The sequence below is a fragment of the Enterococcus villorum genome (genome assembly GCF_007990225.1).
In the GTDB taxonomy this organism is placed as follows: domain Bacteria; phylum Bacillota; class Bacilli; order Lactobacillales; family Enterococcaceae; genus Enterococcus_B; species Enterococcus_B villorum.
The window spans coordinates 28,011-40,877 of record NZ_BJWF01000010.1; the positions used below are offsets into that span (position 1 = coordinate 28,011).

Below are 12,867 nucleotides of genomic sequence, written 5' to 3' on the forward strand. Positions count from 1 at the left end.
GAAAAAGCTGTTTAATCAACGTTTCACACCATCTTTTATCCTTGATAATCGTAACCAAAGTGATCATAAGCATAAGCTGTGGCGATTCGTCCACGGGGAGTCCGTTTCAAGAAACCTTTTTGAATCAAGAAAGGTTCGTACATATCTTCGACTGTCTCTCTTTCTTCCCCAATATTCACAGATAAGGTGCTTAGCCCTACTGGCCCTCCACCATATAGTTCGATCATCGTCCGCAAAAGTTTCTGGTCGACGTAATCTAATCCTGCTTGATCTACTTGTAATAAGGTTAACGCTTGATCAGCAATTTTTTGATCAATTTTCCCATTACCCTGGACTTGCGCAAAATCGCGTACGCGTTTTAGCAAGCGATTCGCAATTCGGGGAGTCCCTCTTGAACGTCTGGCAATCTCTAGAGCGCCTTCTTCCATGATTTCTGTTTGAAAAATATCAGAAGAACGGATCACAATTTCTCTTAAATCAGCTTCTTCGTAGTACTCCATATGAGAAATAATACCAAAACGATCACGAAGCGGTGCAGAAAGCATGCCTGCTCTCGTTGTTGCTCCAATCAAAGTGAACGGTGGCAAAGGAAAATGAACCGGATGAGCGGTAGGACCTTGCCCTACCATAATGTCCACATAAAAATCTTCCATTGCAGAATACAACATCTCTTCTGCAATTCGTGGCATACGATGAATTTCATCAATAAATAAGACATCGCCTGCTTCCAGTTCATTTAAAATAGCGACGAGGTCCCCTGGTCTTTCCACTGCTGGTCCACTAGTGGTTCGAATATTTACCGCCATTTCATTAGCAATCACCATTGCCATCGTTGTTTTCCCTAATCCGGGAGGTCCATAAAGCAAAACATGATCCAATGGCTCTTCACGATTGCGTGCGGCTTCAATGTATATTTTTAATTCTTGTTTTACTTTTTTTTGCCCAATATATTGGGAAAGTAATCGTGGGCGGAGGGTCTTTTCTAAACTTAATTCATTTTCGCCTGTTTCAGGTGATAATAACTGTTCGTCTGTCATGGTTTCCCTCCTTATTTTTTCATCATTAATTTTAAGGCTTGGCGCAAGTATTCATCTGTTGTTTGATTTTCTACTTTTTTGAGCTGTTTTTCTACTCGCTTGATTTCTTTATCACTATATCCTAGTGCCGATAAAGCTTCCATTGCTTCTGATAAAGCTGTGGCATCTTGTTTCGTTGTTTCGTCAAATAAATTAAATGGTGTCTCTATACTTAATTCGCCAAATTTTCCTTTTAAATCTAAAATCATTTGTTGTGCAGTTTTCTTCCCCACTCCTGGAAATTTAGTTAGGTACGTGACATCGCCTGTTTCGATTGCTTGGATCAATCCAGTGTGATCCTCACTTGCCATAATCGCCAAAGCACTTTTAGGCCCAATTCCTGAAACACTTACTAATCTTAGAAATAATTGTTTTTCTTCTAAAGAATCAAAGCCATAAAGAAGATGAGCATCTTCTCGGATCACTTGATGAACATAGAGCTTCAATTTTTTGTTTATCTTACTACTGTAGCGATAGGGGTTCCCCAAAGCAATTTGATAGCCAATTCCATTTGCTTCAATCACTAAATAATAAGGATTGATAAAAGTTACTACACCTATAAGATATTCATACATCCTGTTGTCCTCTTTCTTTTGCACACATACGTTCCCATATTTTTCTTTCATTGTAGCATACTTTCTCTTTTGAAAAAAGAGAACAAAGTATCTTAATAATTTTTCAATCATCCCTGATTTTTCAGTATCCCTTATAGCTATCATAGCTAAATTAGTACTTTCTGGTGCTAAAAAAGAACGTGAGACAAAAAATAAAGAATCGCCTCACGCTCTAAACATGTACAAATGATATTCAAGCATCAACTCCTTGAAATAGACCTAAATTTTTTAAAATATGAGAAGCTACTTCAAAAAATTTTTTCTTATTCTCAACAGAGTTAAACAGTGTTTTTATAACCTCTTCTTATAAATGATGCTCACAGAATTACTTCTACGGAATTAAAAATTAAAAATATGGAGAGCTATTTTAAAAATTTAGCGCTTATTCGCTCGGAGCTGACCGCTACTTTCACAACATCTTCTCACAAATGAACTTCTGCTGAATTAACCTTATTCAACTAAAGACTGATATTCACCATATCCTTGTTGTTCCATCTCTTCATATGGAATAAATTTCAAGGCGGCAGAGTTGATGCAGTAACGTAAACCACCCTTTTCAATTGGGCCGTCATTGAATACATGTCCTAGATGAGAATCGGCTTGACTACTACGAACTTCTACCCGATGCATGCCATGAGAAAAGTCAGCTTTTTCTTTAATATCTTTTCGTGCAATCGGTTGACTAAAGGCTGGCCAACCACAACCTGCATCATATTTTTCTGCAGAGCTAAACAAGGGTTCACCACTGACGATATCCACATATATGCCTTTTTCATAAAAGTTATCGTATTTCCCACTAAACGGTCGTTCTGTTGCATTCTCTTGGGTTACAGCGTAAGAAATTGGTGACAAGTTTTCTTTTAGTTCATGTTCATTCTTTTCTATTTTACTCACTAAAATGCCCCCTTTTTCTTTTAATCATAATGACAAAAGAATAAGAAGCAAACAATCTGCTCATCATAAAGAATGTTTATACTTTACGTCGTCGCGCAAATTCAACAAAACGGAATTTATCTAAACGATGAATTGATTCCGTATATTCAAAGCATTTTGTATCTTCTAGATGAACCAGTCCCCTTACTACCACCACATATGGATCTCCATGAAGATCCATCGCTTCGTCTATTTCAGGCGTAACTTTTTCTACCGTGATTTCTTTTTGAGCATAAGCAATCGATAACTCTAATTCATTTTCAAAATAGTCATAGATTGAACCAACTGCTTGTTTTTTTGTTAAAGAAGGAACCACTTTTTTCAATAAATAATCACGGTCTAAAATCACTACTTCGCCATTGATTTTTCGTTGACGAATTAAATGCCAAACCGCCGTACCTTTTTGCCAGCCTGTTGTCTCGCTTAGTGCTTGATCCACTTCCGTTTCTTCTAAAAGTTGAACGATTGTTTCACTGGGTATACGTTGTGTGTCTTGTAACTCTTTGTAACTAGTCAACCCAGAAATGGGAAAATCAAAACGATTGCGGTCCAAAACAATTGAACCCTTCCCTTGTTTTTTTTGGATATACCCTTGTGTGGTTAAAAGATTAAGTGCTTTTCTAATTGTTTCTCGTGAAACACCGTAAATTTGGATCAACTGATTTTCACTGGGAAGTAAGGTGTGCGGAGGGTATTGTTTTTCTAAAATTTTTTTCTCCAAATCTAAAAAGATTTCGTTAAATTTATTCATCCTCTTTCCTCCACTTAACTTGTAAAATTCTTGTACTCGCTTTTAAACTATACTACAGCTTTTTTACGATTTCAATGTTCTACTATTTTCTACTTCTCTTGATTTTCATACCCCGTGTAGCGTTTACAGAATTTTTAAATTTTTTATTATAAAACGCTTGCAATCAGGTCAAGAAACCAGTATAGTATGAATAGACATCAACTTGTTTATACAAGTTTAAAAAGAAAGGGGTTTATACCTATGGCAAAGTATCAAGCAGACGCCGAAAGACTGTTACAAGGAATCGGTGGGAAGGAAAATATTGCTGCAGTTAGTCATTGTGCCACTCGGATGCGTTTTGTCTTAAATGATCCACAAAAAGCGGATGAAAAAGCCATTGAAGATATTCCTAGCGTAAAAGGAATGTTTACAAATGCAGGTCAATTTTAAGTCATTATTGGTAATGATGTTTCAACTTTTTATAACGACTTTGTTGCTGTTTCCGGAGTTGAAGGCGTATCCAAAGAACAAAGTAAAGCCGCAGCCAAACAAAATCTACATCCTGTACAACGAGCCATTGCCGTTTTAGCAGAAATTTTTACTCCGTTAATTCCTGCAATCATCGTTGGTGGTTTAATCTTAGGGTTTCGTAATGTGTTAGAGGGAATCCAATTTGAAAGCCTTGGTGGAACAATCGTTGAACATTCTCAATTTTGGAATGGTGTGAATGGTTTTTTATGGCTACCAGGTGAAGCTATTTTTCATTTCTTACCAGTAGGGATTACTTGGAGTATCGCTAAAAAAATGGGTACTACCCAAATTTTAGGAATTGTTTTAGGAATTACATTGGTCTCACCGCAATTATTAAATGCTTACAGTGTAGCATCAACTGCCGCAGCTGATATACCTTTTTGGGATTTTGGTTTTGCTCAAGTAAATATGGTCGGGTATCAAGCACAAGTCATTCCAGCGATGCTTGCTGGATTTATGCTGGCTTATCTTGAAATTTTCTTCCGTAAATATATTCCGCAATCCATTTCAATGATCTTTGTGCCACTATTTTCACTTTTACCAACAGTTTTAGCAGCTCACGTTATTTTAGGTCCTGTTGGTTGGACGATTGGTAGCTGGATCTCAACAATCGTAAATACTGGATTGACTTCTTCAATTAGCTGGTTATTTAGTGCCATATTTGGATTCTTGTACGCACCTTTGGTTATTACTGGTTTGCATCACATGACCAATGCCATCGACATGCAGTTAATCGCTGATTTTGGTTCAACCAATCTGTGGCCAATGATTGCTTTATCAAATATCGCACAAGGTTCAGCAGTTCTTGCGATTATCTTCTTACACAGAGGTAATAAAAAAGAAGAACAAATTTCCATTCCTGCGATGATTTCTTGTTATTTAGGCGTCACTGAACCTGCAATGTTTGGGATCAACTTAAAATATGTCTATCCTTTTGTTGCAGCAATGGTCGGCTCTGGTTTAGCAGGCATGTTTGCCAACTTGATGGATGTTCGTGCAAACGCAATCGGCGTTGGTGGTTTACCAGGTATTCTAGCCATTCAACCGGAAACTTGGTTGCCATTTATTATCTCAATGATTATTGCCATTATTGTACCTTTTGGCTTAACTGTCATTTTTAGACGTCAAGGAATTTTGAATAAAATTGATCCTGTGGTACCAACAGAAGAATCATCCTTACAATTACAAACAGCAAATGGAAATAGTATTTCTCCTCAAAAATTTGAGCCTGTTAACGTAGCGACTGTTTCTGCTCCAATGGAAGAATTATTTGCTGTTGCAGATGGACAGATCAAAGACATCACTGAAGTAGCAGACCCTGTATTCTCTCAAAAAATGATGGGTGAAGGATATGCTGTTGTGCCTTCAAATGAAAAAGTTTATTCACCTGTTACGGGGAAAGTAACGAATGTCTTTGAAACAAAACATGCCATCGGTCTTTTGACTAATGAAGGTTTAGAAATACTTGTTCATATGGGATTAGACACAGTAGAATTAAAAGGCGCTCCTTTTACCGTTTATGTCAAAGAAGGCGATCAAGTCTCTCCAACGACTCTTATTGCTGACATGGATTTAACGGCGATTGAACAAGCCGGAAAGAAAACGGATATATTAGTAGTTTTAACGAATAAAGAAAAAGTTGCTAGTTTAACATTCGATCAAACAGGGCTCGTTCGCCACAGTGAGCAAGTCGGTGTAGCGAAAATCAAATAAGCTAGCTTAAAATCAAAAAACATTCATATAACTGAGCGTGAGGCAAAAGGAAAGAATACTTTCGCCTCACGCTCTAAACAAGTATAAACGGCGGAAGCAGAAGCAACGCCTTCGGAAATAGGCTGAAATTCACAAAAATTTGAAAAGTAATTTTCGTGAATTCCTTCTTATTTCTTGGCGTTAAACGCTTCTGTCCCAGCCTCTAAACATATATACGGTGTTCACAGCATTACTTCTACGAAAATTAAGCTCAAAAATGTAAAAATAAGAGAAACTATTTTCACATTTTTGTTCCTATTGATTGAGATACAGCCTTTTCGCAACCTATCTACAGGAGTAGCAACTCCTCAACAATAAACGCTGAATTTTCTATAATAAGAGAAGCTATTTTAAAAATTGACCTCTATTCGCTTGAAGCGAAATACTTCTTCATCAGCCTTATTTCCTTTCTTAAAAGGCTCATTACTACTTCACTTCGTTCCTAAACTCCTTTGCGTTAGCTTGAAATCCCAACATGCTTAAACTAAATTCTAAAATGCCAATGAAAGAGAACGTTTTTTGTAAGAACTAGAAGACCATAAAGCAATGGTCGGTCTTCCTCTCACTCGCGACTACAAACATAAAAAAAGAAAATAGAGAAGAAATTCATGTGTCGATAAATTTCTCCTCTCATCTTAGTATAGTATGTTTTTTATTTTATTTTTTTCAATGCTTGATAAACAGCACCAATTGGAAATCCCACAATACTATAATAATCTCCTTTAATTGCTTTCACAAATGCTCCTGCGAAACTTTGGATACCATAGGCTCCCGCTTTATCGGCATAATCCCCCGTAGCTAGATAAGTTTCGATATCCACATCAGTCAAGGGATAGAAGGTTACTGAGGCTTGGGTCAAGAGAGCTTCTTCATGAGTACCCTTCGTCAACATGACTGCGGTGTAGACCTCATGTGTTGCTCCACTAAGTTTTTGTAGCATGGCTTTTGCTTCTTTTTCATCTACAGGTTTCCCTAAGATTTCCTGCTCAAAAACAACAGTGGTGTCACTAGCAATCACTAATACATCTGGTTTATAGCGTTTTTTGACTATCGCTGCTTTTTCTGCTGCCATACGCTGAACGTACTTCTTAGGATCTTCTTCATCAAATGGCGTTTCATCAATATCTGCCGGGTGAATCTCAAACTCAGGGAGCAATCTTCCCAACAATTCTTTTCTTCTGGGAGATTGCGAAGCCAAAACAACCTTCATTTATTTTCTTCTCCTCTTATTCACCACATCTCTATTCTTAATGTGGATCTTGAATTCGTTTGAACATTCTTTCCATGTCGGAATTGGTAAAATGGATCAACACTGGTCTGCCATGTGGACAATTAAACGGATTCTCACACTGAGCTAAATCTTGCAATAACACACGTGCTTGTGCTTCATTTAAGTAGTGATTTGCTTTAATCGAACGTTTGCAACTCATCATGATCGCAGTAGCTTCTCTAAACTTCTTGACACTTACGCTTCCTGTCGTTAGTAACATATCTATCATCTCACGAATAATTGCTTCTTCCTCGCCATGTGGATACCAAGTAGGATGCGCCCTTACGATAAAGCTATTTTGACCAAATTCTTCTAAATGAATGCCTGCTTCTTCAAGTAATGTCTTTTGTTCTTTTAATTTTAAAGCATCACTATTCGGATAATCTAATACGAAGGGAATCAGTAGTTCCTGAAGATCATCGGAAACTTCGCCGATTTTTTCACGGAAATATTCGTATTTGATCCGTTCTTGTGCCGCATGTTGATCAATGATATACAACCCTTCATTACTTTGAGCAAATAAATACGTACCATGCATTTGCCCAAAATATTCTAATTGTGGAAAACGTTGGGTTGTTTTTTCTGTTTCTAATTTTTGGATGGCTTGATCTAATGCTCGACCATTTTGTAACAGATCAAATTCTGGATGTAACACCAGATCTTTCTCATAGACGTTGGCTGATGTAGCTGTTTCTTCCACTTTTCGTTTTTCTTCATTCGTTGAATCATCAACAGTGGATAACTCATTTTCATACTTATCCACGGGGTTTTCTACATAGTTATCAACAGTTTCACCAGGTTTATCCACTGTTTTTCGTTTATTTTCTGGATAATTCGGTGTTTCTTCAGAAAAAATCGAATTGTTTTCAACATTTTCCACAGACTTATCAACAATTCCATTCACAAGTTTTGCTTTTTCTTCCTTTACATAAAAGGTGCCTGTTTCTTGGTCAAAATTTAGACTTTGAGGTGCTTTTGGTTTTTCTTCCTCAAAAGCATAAGACAAATCAATTTCGATTTGTTCGGCTTTAGGCTGATCCGGCACTTTTTTCTTGAACCTCAAATTATCAGCTGCACTTGGAATCAAATTTTCTTGCATAAGAGCCGTTTGAATCGCTTGGATAATTAGTTCGGTTAACTCCTGTTCCTTTGATAAGCGCACTTCTTGTTTGGTTGGATGAACATTGACATCCACTAGAAGCGGATCCATTTTAATCTCTAAAACAGCAATCGGGAAGCGTCCAACCATTAATTTAGAAGCATATCCTGCAACAATCGCTTTGTTTAACGAGAAGTTTTTGATAAAGCGACCATTGATGATTGTTGATAAATAGTTTCGACTAGCGCGTGTCACTTCTGGCAAAGAGATGTAACCAAACACTTCAAAATCTAAGTCTTTGGCTTCGATTTTCAACATTTTTTTTGCGGTACTTAGACCATAAATGCCGGCAATCGTTTGTTTTAAATCCCCGTTTCCAGAAGTGGCTAACATTTTATTGCCATCATGGACCAAGCGAAAAGCAATCGTTGGGTGACTTAATGCTAAACGATTCACGATGTCCCCGATATTTGCTAACTCTGTGTGCAATGTTTTGACGTATTTCAAACGAGCTGGTGTATTAAAGAAAAGATTGCTGACCGTAATTTTTGTTCCTTGACGCAAAGGAGCTGGACGATGCTCCACGACCTCTCCTCCTTTGAGTGATAAATACGTTCCTTTCTTTTCTTCCTGATTGGCTGTTTCGACGGTCATTTCAGACACAGAAGCGATACTTGGTAGTGCCTCCCCACGAAAACCTAGTGTCCGAATACGAAAAAGATCATCTCGGTTATGAATTTTACTTGTGGCATGACGTTTAAAGGCGTTTTGAACATCTTCTTCCAGAATGCCTTCTCCGTTATCAATCACTTGAATGGTTTTTAATCCCGCCTCTTCAACTAAAATGTCGATTTGGCTACTCCCAGCATCAATCGCATTTTCAACAAGCTCTTTTACCACTGACGCAGGACGTTCGACGACTTCCCCGGCTGCGATCTGGTTTGCTAAACGTTCTGATAATTCTTGGATTTTTGCCATCGTTTTAACGCCTTCTTCCTATGTCATTTATCTGTTATGCCAATGCTACAACTGCTTTTTCAATTCATATAGCTGATTTAACGCATCCATTGGTGTCATTTCTAACAAATTCATTTGTTTTAACGATGAGATGACAGACATCTCTGCCTCACTTAATTCGTTGAATAACGATAATTGTTGTGTTTCTTCTTGATGACTATCCACCATTTTTTCATCTGCTGATTGGGGTTCTGCTTTTACTTGTGCTCTTTCAACAGCGGCTGAATGATGGGACACTGCTCCGGCTTCTAATATCTGCAAAATTTTTGAAGCTCTTTCTAACAATTGAGAAGGTAAGCCTGCAATCTTAGCAACATGAATCCCATAACTTTTATCAGCTGGTCCATCCATCATTTTATGCAAGAATACTACTTCACCATCTTTTTCTACCGCACCTACGTGGATATTTTTTAATTGCGGTAATTCTTCTTCAAGCACTGTTAGTTCGTGATAATGGGTTGAAAACAATGTTTTGGCCTGCACATGTTGGTGGATGTATTCAATAATCGCTTGTGCCAGTGCCATACCATCATAAGTTGCTGTCCCTCGTCCTAATTCATCAAAGAGAATTAAGCTATTTGGTGTCGCATGGCGCAATGCTTGATTTGCTTCCATCATTTCCACCATGAAAGTACTCTGACCAGCGATTAAATCATCACTTGCACCAATTCTTGTAAATATACGATCAAACACTGGTAAGATTGCTTTTTGTGCAGGGACAAAACAGCCCATTTGAGCCATTAAGACCGTCAATGCAAGTTGGCGCATATACGTACTTTTACCTGACATATTCGGTCCAGTGATCAGTAAGATCATTTCATCTTCTGCCATTTCTACGCTATTAGGAATGTATTCTTGATGTCCTAAAACTTTTTCAACGACAGGATGCCGTCCTTCTTGAATGAGTAGTCGATGTTGGTCTGTGACCATTTCAGGCCGAACATATTGATAACGTTCACTGATGGTAGCAAAACTTTGCAACACATCCACCGTGCTGATTGACTTGGCTAATATTTGTAAAGGTTGAATGGCTTTTTTTACTTCTTCTCTCACTGCCAAGAATAGCTGATATTCCAAGTCTACAGATTTTTCTTCTGCTTCTAGGATTTGTGTTTCCAATTTTTTTAATTCGGGGGTAATAAAACGTTCTGCGTTCGCCAATGTTTGCTTACGTTCATATTTTTCTAATGTAGCATTTGCAAGATTCGCTTTAGTGATCTCAATATAATAACCAAAAACTCGATTAAAACCAATTTTTAAGTTTTTAATGCCTGTGCTTTGACGTTCTTTTGTTTCTAACTCTGCTAACCATTGTTTCCCATTTTTCATCGCCGAACGGTAAGCATCCAGTTGTTCATTAAATCCATCTTTAATGATATTGCCTTCCGTAATTTGTAATGGCGGAGCTTCTTGAATCGCTTGATCAATTAAATGAACCAGTTGATCCATTGGCTGCATCTCTTCTAGCAGTTTTGTCCATTGTCCTTGATCAATTCCTTCGATCAATTGGCGGATCATCGGTACTTGTTCCAAAGAGGTTTTTAATTGGATCAAATCTCGACCATTGACATTTCCAAAGGCTACTCGTCCTGCCAATCGCTCTAAATCATACACTTTCGTCAATGCACTTTGCAGATCAAGTCGTTCAAAATAACTTGCTAAAAGTGAAGCAACCATTTCTTGACGTTCGTTAATTTGCTTAAGTTGAATCAACGGACGATCAAGCCATTGTTTAAGCAACCGCCCTCCCATCGCTGTTTTCGTCTCGTCCAACAACCATAGAAGTGTGCCATTTTTCTTACCGGTACGAATCGATTGACTTAGCTCTAGATTAAACTTTGAGTAGTAATCCATTTTCAAGAAATGGTCTGGTTGATATTCTACTGCTTTTTGAATATGTGCTAGGCTTCTTTTTTGGGTCACTGCTAAATAGGTTAGTAATTTTCCGACGACTTCTTTTTCAAGGTCATCAGTTAGTTCGCTAGTTAAAAAATTGAACTCTGCATTCGCTTCGCTTGTTTCTTGTTTTGAAAAAACTAATCCTAAACGATTACTTAGCTGCTCAGAGAGCTTTTCGCTGATTTCATTTCCTAAGACGATCTCTTTCGTTTGGAGAGCAGAGGTTTCATTTAACACTGCTTCTTCATCAAATAGATGGGCGGTTTTTAGCTCCCCTGTGCTTAAATCCACATAAGCAAAACCAAACTCATTTCCTTGACTAACAATAGCTGTCAAAAAGTTATTGTCTTTCGCCGAAAGCCCTTTACTATCCATAACCGTTCCAGGAGTGACTAATTGAATCACTTCTCGTTTGACCATTCCTTTAGTTGTCTTAGGGTCTTCTACCTGTTCACAAATAGCCACCTTATATCCTTTTTCAATCAATACATCAATGTACCCTTGGGCGGCATGATGAGGGACGCCACACATTGGAATAGGTTCTTCTGCATTTCGGTTTCGGCTAGTTAACGTTAATTCTAAAATTTGAGATGCGTTAATCGCATCTTCGTAAAACAATTCATAAAAGTCACCTAGACGATAGAACAAAAAAGCATCTTGGTATTGTTCCTTGATGCTTAAGTATTGTTCCATCATTGGAGTATTCTTAGTTTTTTGAGGCATGGTCTTCCTCCTCTATCCATTCATTAATTTCGTCTTGCAACATACTAGTTAAATGTTGCAAAAGATCATTTGCTTCACTCAATTGTTTTCGATAAGCGACAACGATGGGTTGCTGGTCAAACATTTTGGTTAACTGATCGATGCGGCTAATCGCTTCTTTTTCTGCGTTTTTTTCCCATAATGCGCAAAATTTACCGCATTTTTTTGGGCTGTTTTGATCGCTTCTGTCAACTGGGTTAAATAGTGATTGTTTTGAATTTTTTGTTCCAGTTCCTTGTATCGAATGATCGTTTCATGTTCACTTAAAAATTGGGCTAGCTTTGCTACTTCTCTTTGAATACTTGGTTCTTTTTGCACAAAGTCTCTCACTTTCTATTCTAAAAATGGCTGATCGTTATTAATCTGGATTAACTGGATCTCTTTCGCTTTACCAGTCATATCATCAAGTTCTAGGAGACAACCACTAAGCATACTACGTCCCTTTTCGACGACTTCAAAACGTGTTGGTAAGGCCGTTAAAAATTTTTCGATAACTGGCTCTCGGCGCATCCCCAAAATCCCATCATATGGACCAGTCATTCCAACATCTGTTAAATAAGCCGTACCTTGTGGCAGAATACGCGCATCATTTGTTTGTACATGGGTATGCGTGCCAATAACAGCCGAAGCTTTGCCATCTAAAAACCAACCCATTGCTTGTTTTTCACTGGTAGTTTCTCCATGAAAATCTACGAAAATAATCGGCGTTCTTTTTTTAGCTTCTTCAATCAGTTGATTCATCTTACGAAATGGATCATCTAGATCGACCATAAATGAACGTGCTTGCATATTGATCACGGCAAGTTCTACTTGATTGACTTTCACAAATACCATTCCTTGCCCAGGAGTTCCTTCTGGAAAATTGGCAGGACGAACCATTTTTTTCGCTTGATCAATAAATTCAAAAATGTCACGATTATCCCATGTATGGTTTCCCATCGTTACAACATCTACGCCATCTTGTAAAAATTTTTTATAAATCTTTTCAGTGATCCCTCTTCCGGAAGCTGCATTTTCCCCATTCACAATCGTTACTTGTGGTCGATACTTCTTTTTTAAACGAGGAAGGTATTCTGTAATCATTTCTCTTCCCATTGAACCTACTACATCACCAATAAATAAAACCCGCACACATTTTCCTCTTCTCTTTTAACGTCATTCTATATTATAGTTGTTTTTTTGTA

Annotated in this window: 8 protein-coding genes and 2 pseudogenes; 1 reads left to right on the forward strand and 9 read right to left on the reverse strand. The window is 37.8% G+C overall.

Annotated elements, in window-relative coordinates; all coding sequences use genetic code 11:
- Positions 1-35: 35 nt before the first annotated feature.
- The 4 genes from ruvB to treR form a co-directional block, all read right to left on the reverse strand.
- The gene (gene ruvB / locus EVI01_RS05655) at positions 36-1,037 is read right to left on the reverse strand and encodes a Holliday junction branch migration DNA helicase RuvB (protein WP_010750726.1); all 1,002 of its coding nucleotides are present in this window, start codon (positions 1,035-1,037) and stop codon (positions 36-38) included.
- Between the two features lie 11 nt (positions 1,038-1,048).
- Positions 1,049-1,651, reverse strand: coding sequence for a Holliday junction branch migration protein RuvA (ruvA, locus tag EVI01_RS05660; protein WP_010750727.1), 603 nt, complete (start codon positions 1,649-1,651; stop codon positions 1,049-1,051).
- 489 nt (positions 1,652-2,140) lie between these two features.
- A complete protein-coding gene (gene msrB / locus EVI01_RS05665; RefSeq protein WP_010750728.1) occupies positions 2,141-2,584 on the reverse strand; it encodes a peptide-methionine (R)-S-oxide reductase MsrB in 444 nt (147 codons plus the stop codon).
- Between the two features lie 76 nt (positions 2,585-2,660).
- Positions 2,661-3,374 (reverse strand): trehalose operon repressor, encoded by a 714-nt coding sequence (gene treR / locus EVI01_RS05670; RefSeq protein WP_010750729.1) that lies wholly within the window; start codon positions 3,372-3,374, stop codon positions 2,661-2,663.
- Positions 3,375-3,614: 240 nt separating this feature from the next.
- On the opposite strand from treR, the pseudogene treP reads away from it, so the two are divergent.
- Positions 3,615-5,597, forward strand: a pseudogene (gene treP, locus EVI01_RS05675) (PTS system trehalose-specific EIIBC component).
- A 691-nt stretch (positions 5,598-6,288) separates the two neighbouring features.
- On the opposite strand, the gene EVI01_RS05680 reads toward treP, so the two are convergent.
- From EVI01_RS05680 to EVI01_RS05700, 5 genes and pseudogenes are all read right to left on the reverse strand, one after another.
- Positions 6,289-6,846 carry a Maf family protein gene (locus EVI01_RS05680; protein WP_010750731.1) on the reverse strand — a complete coding sequence of 186 codons (558 nt, stop codon included), beginning with the start codon at positions 6,844-6,846 and terminating at the stop codon, positions 6,289-6,291.
- Between the two features lie 37 nt (positions 6,847-6,883).
- On the reverse strand, positions 6,884-8,983 hold the full coding sequence (gene mutL / locus EVI01_RS05685) for a DNA mismatch repair endonuclease MutL (protein ID WP_010750732.1): 2,100 nt from the start codon (positions 8,981-8,983) through the stop codon (positions 6,884-6,886).
- Positions 8,984-9,028: 45 nt separating this feature from the next.
- The gene (gene mutS / locus EVI01_RS05690; RefSeq protein WP_010750733.1) at positions 9,029-11,644 is read right to left on the reverse strand and encodes a DNA mismatch repair protein MutS; all 2,616 of its coding nucleotides are present in this window, start codon (positions 11,642-11,644) and stop codon (positions 9,029-9,031) included.
- Positions 11,628-12,001: pseudogene (locus EVI01_RS05695) on the reverse strand (YlbF family regulator). Before EVI01_RS05695 ends, mutS begins: the two are co-directional and overlap by 17 nt.
- A gap of 15 nt (positions 12,002-12,016) precedes the next feature.
- Entirely contained in the window at positions 12,017-12,814 is a 798-nt protein-coding gene (locus EVI01_RS05700; protein ID WP_010750735.1) for a TIGR00282 family metallophosphoesterase, read from the reverse strand.
- Between the last annotated feature and the right edge of the window lie 53 nt (positions 12,815-12,867).

Bases quoted from the DNA above. Each gene is read 5' to 3' on its own strand.
- ruvB (WP_010750726.1), bottom strand. From the start codon at position 1,037: ATGACAGACGAACAGTTATTATCACCTGAAACAGGCGAAAATGAATTA.
- ruvA (WP_010750727.1), bottom strand. From the start codon at position 1,651: ATGTATGAATATCTTATAGGTGTAGTAACTTTTATCAATCCTTATTAT.
- treR (WP_010750729.1), bottom strand. From the start codon at position 3,374: ATGAATAAATTTAACGAAATCTTTTTAGATTTGGAGAAAAAAATTTTA.
- EVI01_RS05680 (WP_010750731.1), bottom strand. From the start codon at position 6,846: ATGAAGGTTGTTTTGGCTTCGCAATCTCCCAGAAGAAAAGAATTGTTG.
- mutL (WP_010750732.1), bottom strand. From the start codon at position 8,983: ATGGCAAAAATCCAAGAATTATCAGAACGTTTAGCAAACCAGATCGCA.
- mutS (WP_010750733.1), bottom strand. From the start codon at position 11,644: ATGCCTCAAAAAACTAAGAATACTCCAATGATGGAACAATACTTAAGC.